The sequence below is a fragment of the Flavobacterium chilense genome (assembly GCF_001602525.1).
Lineage (GTDB): Bacteria > Bacteroidota > Bacteroidia > Flavobacteriales > Flavobacteriaceae > Flavobacterium > Flavobacterium chilense.
The window spans coordinates 44,325-64,857 of sequence record NZ_LSYT01000007.1; the positions used below are offsets into that span (position 1 = coordinate 44,325).

14 protein-coding genes are annotated in these 20,533 nt (G+C 34.9%); 9 read left to right on the forward strand and 5 right to left on the reverse strand.

The features are described 5' to 3' along the window. Positions 1-84: 84 nt before the first annotated feature. Together purE and A4F88_RS16500 are read right to left on the reverse strand one after the other, a co-directional pair. Positions 85-570 carry a 5-(carboxyamino)imidazole ribonucleotide mutase gene (gene purE, locus A4F88_RS16495; RefSeq protein WP_068843754.1) on the reverse strand — a complete coding sequence of 162 codons (486 nt, stop codon included), beginning with the start codon at positions 568-570 and terminating at the stop codon, positions 85-87. Between the two features lie 326 nt (positions 571-896). After that, a complete protein-coding gene (locus A4F88_RS16500; protein WP_068843755.1) occupies positions 897-2,054 on the reverse strand; it encodes a 5-(carboxyamino)imidazole ribonucleotide synthase in 1,158 nt (385 codons plus the stop codon). Between the two features lie 211 nt (positions 2,055-2,265). On the opposite strand from A4F88_RS16500, the gene A4F88_RS16505 reads away from it, so the two are divergent. From A4F88_RS16505 to A4F88_RS16520, 4 genes are all read left to right on the forward strand, one after another. Next, entirely contained in the window at positions 2,266-3,324 is a 1,059-nt protein-coding gene (locus A4F88_RS16505) for a helix-turn-helix domain-containing protein (protein ID WP_068843756.1), read from the forward strand. Between the two features lie 17 nt (positions 3,325-3,341). Further along, entirely contained in the window at positions 3,342-4,403 is a 1,062-nt protein-coding gene (locus A4F88_RS16510; protein WP_068843757.1) for a helix-turn-helix domain-containing protein, read from the forward strand. A 266-nt stretch (positions 4,404-4,669) separates the two neighbouring features. After that, positions 4,670-9,037, forward strand: coding sequence for a T9SS type B sorting domain-containing protein (locus A4F88_RS16515; protein WP_082815794.1), 4,368 nt, complete (start codon positions 4,670-4,672; stop codon positions 9,035-9,037). 22 nt (positions 9,038-9,059) lie between these two features. Then, positions 9,060-9,947 (forward strand): PorP/SprF family type IX secretion system membrane protein, encoded by an 888-nt coding sequence (locus tag A4F88_RS16520; protein WP_073075444.1) that lies wholly within the window; start codon positions 9,060-9,062, stop codon positions 9,945-9,947. Positions 9,948-10,073: 126 nt separating this feature from the next. Here the strand turns inward: A4F88_RS16520 and A4F88_RS16525 are convergent, their stop codons facing one another. The 3 genes from A4F88_RS16525 to A4F88_RS16535 all read right to left on the reverse strand — a co-directional run bounded on the left by A4F88_RS16525 (position 10,074) and on the right by A4F88_RS16535 (position 14,181). Beyond that, the gene (locus A4F88_RS16525; protein WP_068843760.1) at positions 10,074-10,625 is read right to left on the reverse strand and encodes a hypothetical protein; all 552 of its coding nucleotides are present in this window, start codon (positions 10,623-10,625) and stop codon (positions 10,074-10,076) included. Positions 10,626-10,646: 21 nt separating this feature from the next. Beyond that, a complete protein-coding gene (locus tag A4F88_RS16530; protein ID WP_068843761.1) occupies positions 10,647-12,743 on the reverse strand; it encodes a TonB-dependent receptor in 2,097 nt (698 codons plus the stop codon). Between the two features lie 163 nt (positions 12,744-12,906). After that, positions 12,907-14,181 carry a PQQ-dependent sugar dehydrogenase gene (locus A4F88_RS16535; protein WP_068843762.1) on the reverse strand — a complete coding sequence of 425 codons (1,275 nt, stop codon included), beginning with the start codon at positions 14,179-14,181 and terminating at the stop codon, positions 12,907-12,909. 184 nt (positions 14,182-14,365) lie between these two features. Between A4F88_RS16535 and hpt the strand changes: the two genes are divergently transcribed. The 5 genes from hpt to A4F88_RS16560 all read left to right on the forward strand — a co-directional run bounded on the left by hpt (position 14,366) and on the right by A4F88_RS16560 (position 20,445). After that, positions 14,366-14,896: a hypoxanthine phosphoribosyltransferase gene (gene hpt / locus A4F88_RS16540; RefSeq protein WP_068843763.1), complete on the forward strand. Its 531-nt coding sequence runs from the start codon at positions 14,366-14,368 to the stop codon at positions 14,894-14,896. Positions 14,897-14,970: 74 nt separating this feature from the next. Beyond that, on the forward strand, positions 14,971-15,543 hold the full coding sequence (locus A4F88_RS16545; protein ID WP_068843764.1) for an adenylate kinase: 573 nt from the start codon (positions 14,971-14,973) through the stop codon (positions 15,541-15,543). A gap of 200 nt (positions 15,544-15,743) precedes the next feature. Then, positions 15,744-17,018, forward strand: a complete 1,275-nt coding sequence (locus tag A4F88_RS16550) for a hemolysin family protein (RefSeq protein ID WP_073075443.1) — start codon at positions 15,744-15,746, stop codon at positions 17,016-17,018. A 104-nt stretch (positions 17,019-17,122) separates the two neighbouring features. Continuing rightward, on the forward strand, positions 17,123-18,124 hold the full coding sequence (gene obgE, locus A4F88_RS16555) for a GTPase ObgE (protein ID WP_068843766.1): 1,002 nt from the start codon (positions 17,123-17,125) through the stop codon (positions 18,122-18,124). 176 nt (positions 18,125-18,300) lie between these two features. Further along, positions 18,301-20,445, forward strand: a complete 2,145-nt coding sequence (locus A4F88_RS16560) for a S46 family peptidase (protein WP_068843767.1) — start codon at positions 18,301-18,303, stop codon at positions 20,443-20,445. Positions 20,446-20,533 lie beyond the last annotated feature (88 nt).

Sequence of the window (20,533 nt, forward strand, 5' to 3'; positions counted from 1 at the left end):
AGCTTCGCAAAGTTTAGAAAAAAAATGTTTAAATCATTCTTTGTGAATCTTTGTGTCTGTTTTGTGAATCTCTGTGAAATTAACTTATTTATTTAGACCTTCAGCCGCTTTATTAACCGCTGCTTTCAATTCTTCTTTATAAGAAATAATAGTGTCAAGCACTTTTTTATCGTGACTTCCGATGATTTGTGCTGCTAAGATTCCTGCATTTTTTGCTCCGTTTAAGGCAACTGTCGCTACAGGAACTCCGCCCGGCATTTGCAGAATCGATAATACCGAATCCCAGCCATCGATAGAATTACTTGATTTTACAGGAACTCCAATTACAGGAAGTGGAGACATTGAAGCTACCATTCCGGGTAAATGTGCAGCACCACCAGCTCCGGCAATAATAACCGAAATGCCGCGAGTATGTGCATTTTTGCTGAAATCAAATAATTTCTCCGGTGTTCTGTGCGCCGAAACGATATCGACTTCAACTTCTACATTAAATTGTTTTAATATGTCGATGGCATCCTGCATAACTGGCATGTCTGAGATGCTTCCCATTATAATGGCTACTTTGCTCATGTGTTTTTTGTTTCAGGTTTAAAGTTTAAAGTTTTGTTGTAACTGAAAACTGTTTTTATTTTGTTGGTTTATGATCTTAATTTAAGTAAAATTGTATAAATCAGAAATAAAAAGAAAAATATTAATGCTAAGGTACATATGACGAGAATTATAAATAAAATGAAACTTTTTATTCTTTCGCCCTTATATTCGTATTTGTTTGTGAATTTTTCAAAATGAATTTCAAACAAATTTGATTTGTCATCTAAACTAAGAAGATTCATTAATATTTCTACAAAATCCATTAAGACTAATAAATTGGTTTATTTGTTAACTGACCACTAAAATTACTGACCACTGATCACTTTAATAGTGTTCTTAACTTCCTCAGCAATTCGTCTTGCTTCGTTCATATTCTCGTTGACAATCGTAACGTGTCCCATTTTTCTAAAAGGGCGTGTTTGTTTTTTACCGTAAATATGCGGTGTAACGCCATTCCATCCTAAAATGGTTTCGATATTTTCGTAAACAACATCTCCGGAAAAACCTTCGGCACCTACCAAATTTACCATAATTCCGGCAACTTTGCTGTCTGTGTTTCCTAACGGAAGATCTAAAATAGCACGTAAATGATTTTCGAATTGTGAAGTATAACTTGCTTCGATAGAATAATGTCCTGAATTGTGCGGACGCGGTGCTACCTCGTTTACCAGAATTTCATCATCGTTGGTTTGGAACATTTCAACAGCCAAAAGTCCAACATGATTAAATTTCTCCGAAACATTCAAGGCAATTGCTCTTGCTTTTTCGGCTACTTTTTCATCGATTCTGGCAGGACAAATTACATATTCTACCTGATTGGCTTCCGGGTGAAATTCCATTTCGACAACCGGATAAGTTTTGATTTCTCCTGATGGATTTCTGCAAACAATTACAGCCAATTCATTTTTGAACGGAACCATAGTCTCTGCAATACATTCTACATTTGGTAAATCATCCATATCAGAAATCTGACGAATTACTTTTACGCCATTTCCGTCGTAACCAAATTCAGTACATTTCCATACAAACGGAATTGTGATTTCATTATTTCCAACTGATTTTTGTAAATGTGCCGGACTTTCAAAACGTAAATAGGCAGCTGTTGGAATATTACTTTCGATATAAAAATCTTTTTGGGTTCCTTTATTCTGAATTCCCTTTAAGGTTTTTGGAGAAGGATATACTTTTAAGCCTTCATTTTCAAGTTGTGTTAAAGCTTCAAGATTTACCAGTTCGATTTCAAAAGTCAGAACATCGACTTGCTTTCCAAAATTGTAAACGGTTTCATAATCCATCAAATCGCCCTGAAAGAATTTATTACAGGCAATTTTACTTGGAGCTTCATCGCTCGGATCTAAAACATAAGTTTGTATATCAAATTTTCGGGTGTCAGATAACAGCATTTTGCCCAATTGTCCTCCGCCTAATATTCCTAATTTAAAATCAGAAGAAAAATAATTCATTGTAGTTGTGTTTTTGCAAAGATACTTGATAAAATAGAAATGCCAATTTATTGTGTATTGAATTGCTGTTTTTTCATTTTAATAAGTCAAAAAAAACGATCCTTTAAAATGTTAAAATTTTTTAAAATATCTGGTTTGAAAATTTTGTTTAGTAGGTGTGAATTCCGTACGTTTGGCATCATTTTTAACCGCCGTTGATTTAATAAAGTACATGACCACAAACGATTGGGCAAAACATCTTGAAAAGTTTCTTTTTTTATTAAAAGATGACTTTTTTGAATTACCATATCTGGCCAATTCTCCTCAATTGATGTTAGACAGTCTTATCAAAACGCCCATAATTAAACATAATGCCTTAAAGCAAATTATTTCTTCTGATAATGCTTTTTGGAAAGGTAAAATGCGCTATCGAAAAATAGAAGATGGTTTCTGGATTTTAGAGACCAATATTGAACTTAAAGAAAATATTCTCGCCAAAGCAACTTATACTAAAGATCACTTAAAGGATTATTACATATTATCGTTTTCTGTTTTCGAATATAAATTTCCTTTTAAAGATGCTGATCCAATAACTTTACTAAGTACCTGTTGGACTTTTCATAAACCCGAAACTGAAGTAGCGACCTATTTTTATAAAGGTACGCAAGGCAAATTCTTTAATATAGCGATGAACAAAGAATGGGTTGATCAGAATATTAAATCGGGTAAATTTTGCGGGAAAGGTATATTAGAAAGTTTTTTTAATACCCAAAAAGGATTTTATACCTGGCTCGATATTGCCCCAAAGGCACATTTGATTTCTAAAAAAATATCAAAAATTCTGGAAGCTGAAGATGAAATACATCTTAATACTACGGAATTGCGTAAATCTTCTATGAAGTTAATTAAGGAATTTTTTACGCATTCGTTTCAGGACAGCCGTATTGCAGATAATATTTCGTTAAGCAACTTAGACTATTATCATGTTGCAAAAGCCGAGAAAATGATTTTGCACAATTTGCAGTCAGCATTTTTAGGTATTGATAAAATTGCCGATGAGGTAAATACTTCTCCAACAAAATTGAAAGCTAATTTTAAAATTGTATTTGGATTTTCAATGCTGCAATATCATAAGGAGAAAAATATGCTTCTTGCGAAACAATTGCTTCAAAATTCTGAAGTCGAAATTCAGATAATTTCGGCGATTACAGGTTATGAAAGTGCCAGTAAATTTACGGCAGCCTTTAAGAAAAGATTTGGCGAATTACCATCCGTTTTTAGAGGGAATTAAAATTAGAGTAACAATATATGAATGTAGGGAAATGGGTTAAATTTATAAAAGAGAATATAAATTTTTATAAGGACGGTTTTTTTGAATTACCGTATTTATCAAATTCTCCTGAAATTATTGTAAAAAGTATTGTCAATTCTCCATCAGTAAAACATGTTGTAGAAGAACAGGCAGTTTATAGAAATAATCCTTTTTCTAAAGGCGTTATGCGTTATCGTGAAATCGAAGACGGTTTTTGGATAATAGCTACCAGTATCACTTTTAAGAAGAATGTGATGCTTAAAGCGATTTACGATGAAGAATTTCCTAGCGATTTTTATACCCTTACATTTTCGGTTTTTGACAGCGAGGTAAAATTGCAGAATACATTTGCTGATAAAACACCTTTTTCCAGTAAATATTGGGGGTTTAAAAAACCGGGAACACCTGTTGGAGCTTATTTTTACAAAGGTTCTGTTTGCGAATTTTATTTGTATGCTTTTAGTAAAGACTGGGCAGAGCATAATTTTTCTTTTCATGCACTTCCGGAAGAAAATCATATTAAAAAGTTCCTGAATTCAGATAATGGTTTTATCACCTATCAGAATATCGTTCCAAATGCAGCAGAATTATCAAAAGAGATTTTGACTAATCTGGAAAATAATAAAAAAGATTTGTTTAGTAAGTCGATTTTAAAAACGCAGGCCTTTCAATTAGTCTCAACTTTTTTTAAGAATGCTTTTTTGGATCAGCGGGAAGGTAATTATTCTCCAATTGAAACTCCTGATTACAGAAAAATAGCAAAAGCTGAAAAACTACTCCTGGATACAATTACCGAACCTTTTTTGGGAGTAGAATTTATTGCAGACAAAGTAGGCATGTCTGCTACAAAACTCAAATTAACTTTTAAATCTGTTCATGGTATTTCGATGATGCAATACCATAAAGAAAAAAAACTGCTTCTTGCCATGCAGATGATTCAAAACACCGATTTGCAGATAAAAAATATTGCTTTGGCAACGGGATATAAAAGTTCCAGCAAGTTTACGGCAAATTTTAAAAAACGTTTTGGAAAAATGCCTTCGGAAATACGGTCTTAATCACTGTAAAATTCTTTCTTTTCAGGGCTTTACCAATCATAAACTGTATTTTTTTTGATGACTTTATCAACACCGTAGTTATACCTGTTTTTATTTTTATTTCATTGTTTTTCAGGTTTTTACATTTGCTCTTTCTTAAGTTTTAAACATGCTGTTTTGTTTAGCAAATTGTGCTGGTCGTTTCGGGCTATTGATGTGTCCGAATGGGCTATTCGACGATTTTATTTCAATATATTTTTGCGACTAAATAATCTAAACAAACCAGTATGAAATTAAAATTACTCTTTTTAGTGAGTGTCATATTTCTTTTTTGCAATATGATACACGCTCAAAATCCTCCTATTGTAAAAACAAAAAACATTACTGTCAAGCTGGATGCTGCCGGAAATGTTACAGTGAATGCTTTAGATGTGGATAACGGATCTACTGATAACACCGGAATCGCCAGTTATATGCTGACAACTTCTGATGCCGGTACTGTTTGCGCTACAGCAATTGAGGGCAATGACTTGAATATTACAGCTCCAACGGGTTCAATATTTACAACTGTAGATTTTGCAAGTTACGGAACACCAAACGGAAGTTGTGGCAGTTTTAGTCTCAGTTCCTGCCATTCGGCGAATAGTCAGTCAGTGGTTTCATCTTATTTGATAAATAAAAATTCAGCTACTATACCTGCTAATAATACTGTTTTTTTGGGTGATCCTTGTGGTAACATAGGGAAAAGGCTTTATGTAAGTGCTTCTTATGAACCAACTGCGGCAACCTTAAAACCTTCTTTAAGTTTTAATTGTTCAAACATTGGTGATAATACGGTCACTTTGGTTGTTACAGATACAGACGGAAATAAAAGTTATGCAACAGCGACAATTAAGGTTATAGATGATATTGCGCCAATTATAACGTGCCCTGCTAATATCTCTGTTAATAATGATGCAGGCAAATGTGGTGCGGTTGTTACTTTTGCTACGCCATCTTTTACTGATAATTGTGGCAGTAATGGATTACCGGTAGTACTTACGTTTACAAATGCTGGTGCATTAGAAAGGTTTGGACCAACTCAGGCACAATGTGATGGTGTTTATGGTGCGGGAGTTGTTACTATAAATACTCAGGGAATTCAGGAATGGAAAGTTCCTACTACAGGTAAATATTCAATACGTGCCTTAGGTGCTCAAGGAGGTTTAAATTCAGTAAATACGATAGCAAAACCAGGTTTAGGTGCAGACATGTATGGAGAGTTTAATCTTGTTGCCGGAGATGTCCTTAAAATTTTAGTGGGACAAACAGGTGGTGAGACAAATATAGCTTGTACAGCTGCATACCGAGCTTCAGGTGGTGGTGGTGGATCTTTTGTTACTACTAGTTCTAATGTTCCTTTAATTGTTGCCGGTGGTGGAAATGGAGTGGGATGGCAGTCATTCACTGCAAATGGTCCCGGAGCTAAAGTAACCAACACCGGAACCGGCGGTGGTACTAAAAAGGGACGTGCAGGTAGTGGCGGTGGTTTAGTAGGTAATGGTATATCTTACAGAGGGGCCGATTTTGGACTTTCTTTTATTAATGGTGGTGCTGGTGGTGATCGTTCTCAATGTTTTAGTGGTGTAGGAGGATTTGGAGGAGGATCAGGTTCTGAATATGAAGGTGGAGCCGGAGGCGGATATACAGGAGGGAATTCTGTTACAACAAATAGTTATAGTGATCCTAACCTTGATGATGGAGCAGGATCTTTTAATGCTGGTACAAATCAAACCAATATCGGGAATGCAAATTCCGGAATGGGTAAAGTAGTGATTACTTTATTATCATCTCCACTTGTGCCCTCTCAAACTGATGTTACAGGATTGACTTCGGGTTCTCTGTTTCCAGTAGGAACTACAACTTTAAAATATAAGATAACAGACAAAAGTGGTAATACTAGTACAGAATGTTCGTTTGACATTACTGTAACTGACAATCAAAAACCGGTAATTGTTTCAAATGGAAATAAAAATGTAAATGTTGATGCAGATGTTTGCGGTGCAAACGTAACAGTTTCAGCTACAGCAACAGATAATTGTACTGTTGGAACCCCAACCGGAGTGAGAAGTGATGCTAAATTACTTACGGATGTTTATCCTGTAGGAACAACAACAATTGCCTGGAACGTAACAGATGTTAATGGGAATAATGCTCTTGAAGTTATTCAAACTGTAATTGTAACAGACAATCAAAAACCAGTAATTGTTTCAAACGGAAATAAAAATATAAATGTTGACACAGATGTTTGTGGTGCCAACGTAACAGTTTCAGCATCTGCAACAGATAATTGTACCGTTGGAACCCCAACAGGAGTACGAAGTGATGCTAAATTACTTACTGATGTTTATCCTGTGGGAACAACAACAATCAACTGGAATGTAACAGATGTTAACGGAAATGATGCTGTTGAAGTTATTCAAACGGTAACCGTAACAGATAATCAAATTCCGGTGATTACTTCAAATGGTGATCAAAATGTAAATGTTGACACAGATGTTTGCGGTGCTAACGTAACCGTTTCGGCAACAGCTACAGACAATTGTACTGTTGGAACTCCAGCCGGAGTAAGAAGTGACGCCAAATTACTTACTGATGTTTATCCTGTAGGAACAACAACAATTGCCTGGAATGTAACAGATGTTAACGGAAATGATGCTGTCGAAGTTATTCAAACCGTAACGGTAACAGATAATCAAGTTCCGGTGATTACTTCAAATGGAGATCAAAATGTAAATGTTGACACAGATGTTTGTGGTGCCAACGTAACAGTTTCAGCATCTGCAACAGACAATTGTACTGTTGGAACTCCAGCCGGAGTAAGAAGTGATGCCAAATTACTTACTGATGTTTATCCTGTAGGAACAACAACAATTACCTGGAATGTAACAGATGTTAACGGGAACGATGCTGTTGAAGTTATTCAAACCATAATAGTAACAGATAATCAAATTCCGGTGATTACTTCAAATGGTGATCAAAATGTAAATATTGATACCAATCTTTGTGGAGCAAACGTAACGGTTTCGGCATCGGCAACAGATAATTGTTCAGTTGGAATTCCAACCGGAGTAAGAAGTGATGCCAAATTACTTACGGATTTGTATCCAGTAGGAACAACAACAATCAAATGGAATGTAAAAGATGTTAACGGAAATGATGCTGTCGAAGTAATTCAAACCATAACGGTAAGAGATAATCAAATTCCGGTAATTGTTTCAAACGGAAATAAAAATGTAAATGTTGATACCAATGTGTGTGGAGCAAATGTAACGGTTTTGGCTACGGCTACTGACAATTGTACCGTTGGAATCCCAACGGGAGTAAGAAGTGATGCCAAATTACTTACGGATGTTTACCCTGTAGGAACAACAACTATTAAGTGGAATGTACAAGATGGTAGTGGAAATAATGCTGTTGAAGTGGTTCAAACTGTAACGGTAACCGACAATCAAAAACCAGTAATCGTTTCTAACGGAAATAAAAATGTAAACGTTGATGCCAATCTTTGTGGAGCAAACGTAATCGTTTCGGCTACGGCTACAGACAATTGTACCGTTGGGACCCCAACAGGAGTACGAAGTGATGCTAAATTACTTACTGATGTATATCCTGTGGGAACAACAACAATCATCTGGAATGTAAAAGATGTTAACGGAAATGATGCAACTGCTATAACTCAAACGGTAAAAGTAACAGACAATACTTTGCCAACAGTTCGTACTAAAAACTTAACAGTTGCACTAGATGCAGCAGGAAATGCTTCAATAACAGCAAATCAAATCGATAATGGAAGTTCTGATGCGTGTGGAATAGCTTCTGTAACGGTGAGTCCAAATACTTTTAGCTGTAATAATGTTGGAGCTAATACCGTAACATTGACAGTAACAGATGTAAATGGAAATAAGTCTTCGGCTACGGCAACTGTAACAGTTCAGGACAATATTTTACCAGTTGCTAAAGCAAAAGATCTTACTGTTGAACTTGATGATGCAGGAAATGCTTCAATATCAGCAAATCAAATTAATAACGGAAGTTCAGATAATTGCGGTATTGCTGGCGTGACGCTTGATAAGCTTTCTTTTAATTGTACCAATGTTGGTGTAAATACAGTAATTCTAACGGTTAAAGATAAAGCTGGAAACACAGCTACAGCAACTGCAAAAGTTACAGTTGTAAATACTTTTGGAGATAATGACAAGGATGGAATTCCTGATAATTGTGATGACGATGATGACAATGACGGAATCTCAGATTCGCTGGACAATTGCCCAATTACCTTTAATCCATATCAGGAAGATCGTAACCATAATGGAATAGGGGATGCTTGTGATAAAGATCAGATAAATATCTCTGAAGCTTTTACTCCAAACGGAGATGGTATAAATGATACATGGGTTATTTCTAATATTGAGTATTATCCTGCTTCAACTGTTCGTGTATTCAATCGCTGGGGAACTGAAGTATTTGTTGCCAGAAATTATCAAAATGACTGGGATGGACATTACAAAGGAAATTCAGGTTCATTGCCAGAATCAAGTTCTTATTACTATCAACTTGATTTAGACGGAGATGGTAAAATTGACAGAGAAGGCTGGATATACATTAACAGGTAATTGAAAAAATAAAATTTTAGAAATGAAAATAATTAAAAATATATTGGCGGGAGCATTACTACTATTTAGTAGTATGCTTTTTGCCCAACAAGAAAGTCTTTTTACAACGTATCGTTATCACATGAATATTGTAAATCCTGCTTATGCAGGTGTAGATGGTGAAACTGTTTTAGCCACTACAATTCGTCAGCAATGGACAGGGATTAAGGATGCGCCAAAAACACAGGCAGTTTCATTTGGAACATCAGTAGGAAGTCATCTTGGACTTGGTGTTTCTATGGTATATGATAAAACCTTTGTAGAAAAACAAACTCAATTAGGTCTTGATGTATCGTATAAAGTTCAGGTGGGAGCCCTTACGGATTTGTATTTAGGAATAAAAGCCGGAGGAAATTTTTATAATGTAAACACTTCAGGTCTTGAAACCTACGTACCACAATCAGATCCTGCTTTGGCAACCATCAATCAGTTTAATCCCAATGTAGGTGTTGGAGCATTATTAAAAAATGATAAATTTTTTGTATCCCTTTCTGTGCCAAGAATATTGAATACTGAACGCGCAAGAAATAAGGATGGTTATACTGCTGTTGCTACAGACAGAGCCCATGTTTATTTAAGCAGTGGTTATGACTTTGATCTTGAAACGGCAACATCTTTAATTTTAAAACCGTCATTTATGATGCGTTATGTTAATGGTGCACCTCTTTCAGTAGATCTTAATCTGATGTTGCAAATCGAGAAATTTTTAGAAATAGGAGGAAGTTACAGAGTAGATAATGCTTATGCAGGAATACTGGGACTAAATATTAGCAACCGTATGACATTGGGTTATGCGTACGAAGTTAATACAGGCAAAGTAATAGCAAGTGCTAAAAACTCAAATGAATTCTTTCTTCGTTTTAAGTTTTAGAACTATAAGAACACAATCATCTGAACTGTGTTATTTTTTATTTTTTGAGTAGGAAAAAAGAGGGTATCTGTAGGTAGATACCCTCTTTTGATTTTATAATATTCTCTTTTGAAAATCACCAAAGTATTATTCTATCTTTTTAAGAACTTCTCTCGCAACCGCTTTATAAGCCGCTGAATGATTGCCGTAATCTTTATTCAGTATAATTTGTAGTTCAGGATGAATCCAGTCGTAATAATTTCCCAAAACATACAATGTTCTTATCGAATAAGCTTTTGTAGCTACTTTGATATCATTGATAAGCCAGTCGAAAGAAGCCTCAATGCAATCCTGCAGATTAGTTTCAGAAAGTGAAACGCCGTTTTCATTTTTCTTATAATGCGATTTGATTAAAAGCTGTACCACTTTTGCAATAGGCCTAATCGAGCTTTCGTCTTTGAGGACTTTTAAGTTTGCACAAAAAAAATTAAGATGAGGCTGAAGCCAGATCAATTCTTCGTAAGATACAAATTCTAAAATCCAGCAGGCTTTATGATTGTTTTTGTCTGATGGAGAGAAACAAATTGTAACCAATTCATCAAACAACGAAGGATTCTCTAAAACATCCTGAGCGACTTTAAGACGGTTTTCTCTGTACGCACTTACGTAATCGAGTTTTGTTTGTAATTCAGAATACATTTTTTGGGGTTTAATACACATCTAAAATAAATAATTTAGTGAAACAGTACCATAATAATTAACAGGGAGTCCGGGATAATAATATCGAGGAGTGGCATTGCCAACGGCAACTGCATTAGGTAAAATCAAAGAAGCATATTTTTCATTGGTAACATTGTTGATCCCAAAAGCTAAATTGGTATTTAAATTTGGGAGAATTTCAAAACCATATCCTGTTTTAAAGTTGAGAATAGTATACGAATGAGAATAAACAGTATTAGCATCATTGAGCGGAATTTTATCTGTAAACTGATAATCGGCAGAAAAATAAAGACCCAAGTTGGTGTTTAAACGAATTCCTGCATTTACTTTATTGGCAGGGACACCTGTTAGTTTATTCCCTGAATAATCATTTCCATTGTCAACAAAATTTTTAAATTCATATTTTCCTAAAGAAACGCTGATAAAGGAATTCAAAGTAAAAAAATGATGTATTGACCAATTGTGTTTGGCTGTAATTTCGATTCCTTCATGAAATGTTTTTCCGGCATTAATTCCTTCGTATTGATCGTCACCAATTCTTTTGGCTACCAATAAATCTTTTATTTCCATTCGATACACAGCAAATTCAGTATAGAGGCTTTTACTGAAAAAATAGAATTTTCCGCCCATTTCAAAATTATAACCACTTTCCGGTTTTATATCCGGATTAATGTTGCCGGTACTTGTGAGAGTTTCTTCAGTTGCAGGCAGTGAAAATCCGCGGCTAGCCGAAAAGTATAAAGTTTTTTCGGTATTAGGTTTGAAGAGAAAAGACAATTGTGGCGAAAAGATTCCGTTGTAACTGTACTTTTCAGTTGAGACTCTTTGAGGCAAAAAGTTAGTCAGTTCAAAATGCGTTTCATTATAATTTAGTCCCGCCTGAATTTCGAATTGATCAGAAAGCAAAGTTCTAATCTGCGAAAAAACATTGTAAAATTGTCTTTTCTGATCAGTTTCAGTAAGCAGCTTACCTTGCAAACTGCCTTGGCTGTTATTCGTTTTATATAAATTTTCGAAAGTATTTCCGTTATAATTGTCCGTAAAATATTCAATCCCAAAAATAAACTCGTTTTCGATTTTACTAATTTTAAAATTTCCTGAAAACTGCGTTCTTCCACCAGTGCCAAAAGTATATTGACGTAAAATATCAAATGGCCGGGGTTCATTACTATCCTTATAATTTATAAAAAATGAAGTCGAATTATTCAGATGATCATTAATTTTAAAATCATAAGCCAATCCTGCCAAAGTCGATTTGTATTCTTTAAATCCTTTAGATGCTACCCAGGTTGGAGCACCCAATTTCGGGTTATAATCAAACACATCTTTGCTGATAGAACTAGGAATATAAGCCTTTAGATAAGTATAATTAGAGAAATACGTTAGTTTGTGGTGCTTCTTTTTAAACAATTCTCCTGCTAGTGTGATACCTTCACGATTGTAGGAGCTGTTTGCCCGCCATCCATCGGTTTTAAGTTTATGATAGCTAATATTTAAACTTGAACTTTTCTCCGTTAAGCTATAATTCAGGCTATTTTTGAGCAACCCAAACGAACCAAAAACACTACTGATACTGGCATTTTCTCCCTGCGTTTTTGAAAGTTGAGGTGAAATTAAAATCGCACCACCCAAACCAGCTCCGTAAATACTCGAAAGCGGACCTTTGATCACTTCAACTTGTCCAATGTTTTCCAGGTCAATATCATCAATTACCGTTTCGCTGTTTCCGGAAGTCAGCGGAATACTGCCATAAAAAGCCCTGATTTTATTTGTTCCGTAAGGCGTTCTTGCGCCAATACCACGAATCGAAATTCGGCTTGTAGTAAAATTAGAAGACTGCATAAAAACTCCCGGAATCGTATTGATTACCGTGCTAATATCTGTGGCGTTATTTTGCAAAAGATCTTTTTTGGATAAAATTCCAATCGAAGCAGGTGTATTCTGCAATCGATTATTAACATGAAGCGAACTAATAACAACTTCGTCCAGTTTTTGTGTTTTTACAGAATCAATAGTTTTGCCTTCTTTTTCTTGTGCTTTGCTATTATGAAAAATGCAAAACACAAAAAAGAGAAAACAATATTTTTTTAAAATCATAAAAAGAGTTTGTTGAGCATAAAAAAATTAGCCACAAAGTGCGCAAAGTTTTATTTTCTTTGCGACTTTGCGAGATTAAAAAAACAAAGCTTAGCGTTCTTTGCAGTAAAAAATCATGTATTTAAAATTCCCATTAAAATTGGAATTTTGAAAAATTTGAAATTTACTTGTTCGCAGTAACCTTCCAAATCGTATTTCCACTGTCGTCATTCACCAAAAGCGATCCGTCTGGCGTAACCGTTACCGCTACAGGACGACCAAAAACTTCCGCTTTATCAGCATTTGAAACAAAACCGGTTAAAAAGTCTTCCGGTTTTCCTGAAGGTTTTCCGTTTGTAAAAGGAACAAAGACTACTTTATAACCTGATATCTTAGCACGATTCCAGGATCCGTGTTGTCCTACGAAAACCCCGTTTTTATATTTAGAAGGAAATGCATTTTTATTATAAAAAGCCAATCCTAATGAAGCTGTATGAGCACCAACCGGAACATCAGGAACAATTGCTTTTGCTACTAAATCTTTTCGTTCACCTTTCATTCTCGGATCAGGAATGTTTCCATAATAAGAATAAGGCCATCCATAAAAACCGTCTCTTTTTACACTTGTTACATAATCAGGAACAAGATCGTCACCCAATTCATCACGCTCGTTAACCGCAGTCCAAAGTTCCTTGTTTACAGGATTCCAGTCCATTCCAACAGGATTTCGGATACCAGCAGCATAAATTTTTTCGCCAGTTCCGTCAGGATTAACTTCTAATATAGCAGCACGGCGAACCTCTTTATCCATTCCGTTTTCACCCACATTACTTCCGGATCCCACAGAAACATAAATTTTTGTTCCCTCAGGATTCGAAATTATATTTCTCGTCCAGTGATTGTTATAACCTCCGGCAGGAAGTTCAAGAATCTTAGTTCCTTTAGTTTCTAATTTTAGCGGATTATTTTTATAAGGATATCGGTATAATCCGTCAGTATTAGCAATGTAGAAAAAGTCTTTTAGAACCAGCATTCCAAAAGGTTTGTTTAAGTCTTTTATAAAAACCTCGCGTGTTTCAAATTTGCCGTCTTTATCTTTATCGCGTAATACCGTAATTTGATTTTTACTCGTTCTTGTGCCACTTTCCACCACAAAAATATCATTGTTTGGTGCAATATAAGTCCAACGCGGATTTTCGAAACCATCTGCAAACTTCGTTACCGTAAAACCTTCCGGAGCTATAGGAGTTTTACCTTCCGGCCAGCCAATAACTTTACTGTTATTCGTTTTCGATTCAGTAGCATAGGGCGGTGGTAAAATAAGATCGCCAATGGCTGTTTTTACAATCGTGTTGGGTTGCTTAGCCAGAGCTTCTTTTTCCTCCTTTTTCACCTGTCCGTTACAGGCAGTTAATACGGCTAATAAAGATATTGAAAATAATTGTGTGGTATTTCTCATTATAATTCAGGGTTAAATATTTATAGAACAACAATTTAGTAAAATTACAAATGTTTTTAAGGAAATATTTGTAAATATTATGTGATATTTAACATTCTCAAAAAAAAGTATCTACAGTATATTTTGATACCAACAGTTTGGTTGTAATTCTGTATCTTTGCCCATTATTTTAAACATAAAAATAATGATACAACTTCACGATAAACAATTTGTTCCGTTTATTTCGGCTAAAGAAATTGATTTTGCTTTAACTAAAATAGTTGCACAGGTACAAGATGATTTTGGAGATGATACTCCAATTTTTATTGGCGTTTTAAATGGTGCATTTATGGTTGTTGCCGATTTTTTAAAAAAGTACAAAAGCCCTTGCGAAGTTTCATTTATCAAAATGGCATCTTATAAAGGAACCGAAACAACCAATACCGTAAAAGAATTAATTGGTATTAATCAGGATTTGTCCGGCAGAAGCGTTGTCATTATCGAAGATATTGTAGATACAGGAAATACAATCGAAGAGTTAAAGCACCTCTTTAAAGCGCAAAATGTAAAACATTTTAAAGTGGCTACATTATTCTTTAAACCGGAGGCTTATAAAAAAGATATTAAAATAGATTACATCGGAATCAGGATTCCAAATAAATTCATCGTGGGTTACGGATTAGATTACGATGGTTTAGGGAGAAATTTATCCGAAGTATACAAATTAGCAGAATAATAATAAACACACACAACTATATATTCATTTAAAACTTCTTATAAAAAACAGAAGTAACAACACTCACTCATATTATGATTAATATTGTTTTATTTGGAAAGCCGGGGGCAGGAAAAGGAACTCAGGCAGAATTTTTAAAAGAAAAATACAAATTAACACATCTTTCAACAGGAGATATTTTTCGTTTTAATTTAAAAAATGATACAGATTTAGGTAAAAAAGCAAGGATTTTTATGGACAATGGAGAGTTAGTTCCTTGCGAAGTTACCACAGCAATGTTAATTGATGAGGTAAATAAACATCCGGATACACAAGGATTTTTGTTCGATGGTTATCCAAGAACATTAGATCAGGCAATAGCGCTGGATAAATTTTTGCCAACAATTGGGTCAAGCGTTACTGCTACAATCGCATTAGAAGCTGATGACGAAATTTTGATAGCACGTTTATTAGAAAGAGGAAAAACAAGTGGCAGAGTTGATGATCAGGACGAAGAAAAAATTCGTGTAAGATATCAGGAATACAATGAAAAAACAGCTCCACTAATAGGATATTACAAAGAACAAAATAAGTTTCATGCCGTAAACGGTATCGGAACGATCGAAGAAATTACAGAGCGATTAACGTCAGTTATAGATAATTTGTAGAAGCTTTTTCCAGCTGCCGTTTCAAGTCCTCACTAAAAAAACTATTTTTCCACACCATAAAACGAGCTTCCGCTGGTCGCTGTTTTCTGGCAGGAAAAATTAGTTTTTTTAGCTCCGGGCTTTTCACTTTATCTGGGCTATAACACATTTAGGTTACAAATTACATTAACGAGACTATTATATAACGAATAAACCATACATTGGAAATACTAATAATATTTTTTCTAATACTATTAAACGGAGTTTTCTCTATGTCAGAGATCGCATTGATTTCAGCTAGAAAAAACAGACTTGAAACTGCCGCAAAAAAAGGAAATAAAAGTGCCAAAATTGCACTCGATTTAGCCAATTCGCCAAATAAGTTTTTATCAACAGTACAAATCGGAATTACCCTGATCGGGATTTTGACAGGTATTTATAGTGGTGATAAAATTACCATAGATGTAGAAACTTTCGTAAGCGGATTTGAAGTTTTAAAACCCTATGCACATTCAGTTGCAGTAGGAATTGTAGTAGTAGTTTTGACATTTTTCTCATTAGTTTTAGGAGAATTGCTTCCAAAACGAATCGGGTTAAATTATCCCGAATCGATTGCAAAAATGGTAGCAATGCCAATGAAGATTATTTCGATTATTACAGCACCTTTTATTTGGTTGCTAACCACTTCAACAGATTTTTTATTGAATATTTTTCAAATAAAACCAACTGCTGACGGAAAAGTAACCGAAGAAGAAATTAAGGCCATCATCAAAGAAGGTACAGAAGTTGGAGAAGTGCAGGAAATTGAACAGGATATCGTGGAACGCGTTTTTCATATTGGAGACAGAAAAGTAAGTTCTCTAATGACACATCGAAAATCAGTAGATATGTTGCCTTTCAATGCCGATAAAGCCAAGATAAAAGAATTAGTCTTAATGGATTTACATACTGTTTATCCGGTTTACAGAGACAATTACGATGATATTGTTGGGATCGTAACCCTGAAAAATATATTTGCAAACATCGAAAGTGATCATTTCGATTTAGGTGCAATCATGATAGATGCCCCGTATTTAATGGAGCAGACAACAGCTTATAAAGCATTAGAAAATTTCAAAAAAACAGGAATCCATTATGCTTTAGTTTCAGATGAATATGGCGTTTTTCAGGGAATAATTACCCTAAATGACATTCTGGAAGCTTTAGTTGGTGATGCATCTGATTTTTATAAAGATGAATTTCAGCTAATCGAAAGAGAAGATGGTTCATGGTTAGTTGACGGACATTATTCATTACACGATTTCTTAACTTATTTTGAGTTAGATGAACTGACAAATGATTACGAAGTAAATACCGTAAGCGGAATGATTATGACTGAGCTTTCTCATATTCCAAAAGAAGGAGAAAAATTAATCTGGCAAAAATTTGTCTTAGAAGTCATCGATATGGATGGTGTAAAGATTGATAAAGTGTTGGTAAAAGCACTTAAAGAGTAGAGAGAATTTGTTTCAGGTTTCAGGTTTCAGATTTCAGGTTAATTGCGTTAAGCAAACCTGAAACCTGAAACCTGGAACTTAGAACTACACATAAACAAAAAAAAATGACAGAAGGAAATTTTGTAGATTACGTTAAGATATATGTTTCTTCCGGAAAAGGAGGAAAAGGATCTACGCATTTACATAGAGAGAAATTTATTGAAAAAGGAGGCCCGGACGGAGGTGATGGTGGTCGAGGCGGACACGTATATTTGGTTGGTAATAAAGGACTTTGGACACTGTTTCATTTAAAGTTTGCCCGACATATTAAAGCGGGTCACGGTGGAGACGGAGGAGGAGACCGTAGTACAGGAGCTGACGGAGAAGATAAATTTATCGAAGTGCCTCTGGGAACTGTCGTAAAAGACAAAGAAACCGGAGAAACTTTATTCGAAATTACCGAAGATGGTGAAAAAAGAATTCTGTCAAAAGGTGGAAAAGGTGGTTTAGGAAACTGGCATTTTAGAAGCTCAACCAACCAAACACCAAGATACGCGCAACCAGGTTTACCGGGAGTAGAAATGGATGTGATCTTAGAACTTAAAGTCTTGGCAGATGTTGGATTGGTAGGATTTCCAAATGCTGGAAAATCGACTTTGTTGTCAGTGTTAACTTCAGCAAAACCAAAAATTGCCGATTATCCTTTTACAACCTTAAAACCAAATTTAGGAATTGTTGCTTACAGAGATTTTCAATCGTTTGTAATTGCTGATATTCCCGGAATTATTGAAGGAGCTGCAGAAGGAAAAGGTTTAGGACATTATTTCCTGCGTCATATTGAGCGTAACTCAACATTGTTGTTTTTAGTTCCGGTTGATACACCGGATATTAAAGCAGAATACGATATTCTGGTAAACGAGCTAACAAAGTACAATCCTGAAATGCTGGATAAAGAACGTTTGTTAGTAATCTCAAAATGCGATATGCTTGACGACGAACTGAAAGCAGAATTGAAAGCAGAGTTAGATGTCTCTTTCAAAGATGTTCCATATATGTTTATTTCATCAGTTGCCCAACAAGGTTTAACAGATTTAAAAGATAAACTTTGGAAAATGCTAAACGAGTAAAAAATAAGATTTAGATATTTAAAAGGCGTTCTGGAAACAGGACGCCTTTTTTTCTTTATAAAATGTTAAATTCGTAATAAATAGCTAAAATTATATTCGCATATTCAATTTAATTACTGTTTAAGATAATATAATTGTGAAAATGAGTTATATTCGCGTCACTTAAATAAAAAAACATGAAAAAAATAATTTTATTCTTGACTATGTGTCTGATGGCTTTTCCGGTAAGAGCTGATGAAGGAATGTGGTTCTTGATGTTTATCGAGAGATTGAACCATAGAGATATGGAAAAAATGGGCTTACAATTAACAGCCGAAGAAATTTACAGTATTAATCATCATAGTTTAAAAGATGCAATTGTACAATTTAACGGTGGTTGTACTGCAGAAATTGTTTCTAAAGACGGATTGGTTTTAACCAATCACCATTGTGGATATAATGCAATTGCTGAGCTATCTACAGCAGAACAAAATTATTTAAAAGATGGTTTTTGGGCAAAACAAAGAAGTGCCGAAATGAAACCAAAATCCTTATATGTTCGTTTCTTCGTTCGTATGGATGATGTTTCTAAAAGAATCTTATCAAAAGTAAACGATCAAATGACAGAAACTGAAAGAAACAAAATCATTCAGCAGGAAATCAATTTGATTGAAAAAGAAAATAGCGAAAACGGAAAATATACCGTTTCTGTTCGTCCTTTCTTTCAGGGAAATGAATATTACTATTTTGTTTACCAGGATTACACAGACGTTCGTTTAGTAGGAACGCCACCAGAAAGTGTTGGTAAATTTGGAGGAGATACAGACAACTGGGAGTGGCCACGTCAAACAGGAGATTTCTCAATGTTCAGAGTATATGCTGATAAAGACGGAAATCCTGCTGCTTATTCTAAAGACAACGTGCCTTTACAGCCTAAACATTACTTACCAGTAAGTATTAAAGGAGTTAAGGAAAATGACTTTGCTATGATTTTAGGTTATCCGGGAAGAACAAATCGTTGGATGCCGGCTGGCGGAATTGAGCAAAACATAAAATATGCTTATCCTGCATGGGTTGAAGGTGCTAAAACCGGAATGGACGTGATGAAAAAGTATATGGATAAAGATGCAACTGTTCGTTTACAATATGCATCTAAATATGCTTCAACAGCCAACTACTGGAAAAACCGTCAGGGTATGATTGATGCTTTAACAAAAGCAGGGACAGTAGATGTTAAAACAGCACAGGAAGATAAATTCTACGAATGGGCAACTAAACCTGCTAATAAAGAAAAGTACGAAAATGTAATTCCTACTATCAATGATTATTACAGAGAAACAAATTTAAAAGCGAGCCATGATAACTACTTAACGCAGCTTTTGCGTACTTCAGGTTATGCAACAGGACCAGCAAATTTAGGAAATGCATTAATTGCTTACTACAATGAAAATGATGCTAAAAGAGCAGAAATGCTTCCTAAAATTAATGCTATGATTGATAACATTTATGGCGAATTTTATGCACCGCTTGAAAAAGATGTGTTAACGGCGCAATTAAATTTGTATGCTGCCAAAGCTGCTGATTATGGTTTAGCTCCACAAGTTGCTAAAATGAAATCAGAGAACAATGGTGATTTTACTGCAGACGTAGCAAAGGCAACTGAAATAAGTTATTTTACGACTAAAGAGAAAGTATTGGCATTTATGGCCAATCCAAAACCATTAGCAATTGTACACGATCCTTTGTATATCATCTCTAATGATTTGATGACAAAATACCGTTCTAAATCTGATGATCAGGCAAAAGCAGATGATGGTTTTGCAACAGCTTACCGTAAATTGGTAGAAGGTTTAAGAGAATCAAAATTAAATGCGATTCAGTATCCTGATGCAAACTCTACATTGAGATTAACTTACGGAAAAGTTCGTGCTTTACCTGTAGATCCACGTAACGATGCTAAAATTAACAACTATACTACAATGGAAAGTATGGTGAAAAAGTACAAAGCAGGAGATCAGGAATTTGATTTGCCAAAACGTTTGCTGGAATTAAACAAAGCGAAAGACTACGGACAATATGCTGATAAAGCAGGTTATATGCCAGTAAATTTCTTAACAGATAATGACATTACAGGAGGAAACTCAGGTTCACCGGTTATTAACGGAAAAGGAGAATTAATAGGTATTGCTTTTGACGGAAACATCGAAGCTATGGCAGGAGATGTTATTTTTGATCCTAAATTACAAAGAACAATTAACGTAGATATTCGTTATGTGCTTTGGATTATTGACAAATACGCCGGAGCTAAAAACATTATTGATGAATTGACTATTGTAAAATAATTCAATTTGATATAAAAATAAAACCCGACAGGTTCTTAAACTTGTCGGGTTTTTTATTTTAAAAAGGTTTCAACTTTGCTTGGCTAGA

Coding starts and splice junctions, on each gene's coding strand:
- A4F88_RS16560 (WP_068843767.1), top strand. CDS start 18,301: ATGAAAAAAATAATTTTATTCTTGACTATGTGTCTGATGGCTTTTCCG.
- A4F88_RS16545 (WP_068843764.1), top strand. CDS start 14,971: ATGATTAATATTGTTTTATTTGGAAAGCCGGGGGCAGGAAAAGGAACT.
- A4F88_RS16510 (WP_068843757.1), top strand. CDS start 3,342: ATGAATGTAGGGAAATGGGTTAAATTTATAAAAGAGAATATAAATTTT.
- A4F88_RS16530 (WP_068843761.1), bottom strand. CDS start 12,743: ATGATTTTAAAAAAATATTGTTTTCTCTTTTTTGTGTTTTGCATTTTT.
- obgE (WP_068843766.1), top strand. CDS start 17,123: ATGACAGAAGGAAATTTTGTAGATTACGTTAAGATATATGTTTCTTCC.
- A4F88_RS16525 (WP_068843760.1), bottom strand. CDS start 10,625: ATGTATTCTGAATTACAAACAAAACTCGATTACGTAAGTGCGTACAGA.
- A4F88_RS16505 (WP_068843756.1), top strand. CDS start 2,266: ATGACCACAAACGATTGGGCAAAACATCTTGAAAAGTTTCTTTTTTTA.
- A4F88_RS16520 (WP_073075444.1), top strand. CDS start 9,060: ATGAAAATAATTAAAAATATATTGGCGGGAGCATTACTACTATTTAGT.
- A4F88_RS16535 (WP_068843762.1), bottom strand. CDS start 14,181: ATGAGAAATACCACACAATTATTTTCAATATCTTTATTAGCCGTATTA.
- A4F88_RS16515 (WP_082815794.1), top strand. CDS start 4,670: ATGAAATTAAAATTACTCTTTTTAGTGAGTGTCATATTTCTTTTTTGC.
- hpt (WP_068843763.1), top strand. CDS start 14,366: ATGATACAACTTCACGATAAACAATTTGTTCCGTTTATTTCGGCTAAA.
- purE (WP_068843754.1), bottom strand. CDS start 570: ATGAGCAAAGTAGCCATTATAATGGGAAGCATCTCAGACATGCCAGTT.
- A4F88_RS16500 (WP_068843755.1), bottom strand. CDS start 2,054: ATGAATTATTTTTCTTCTGATTTTAAATTAGGAATATTAGGCGGAGGA.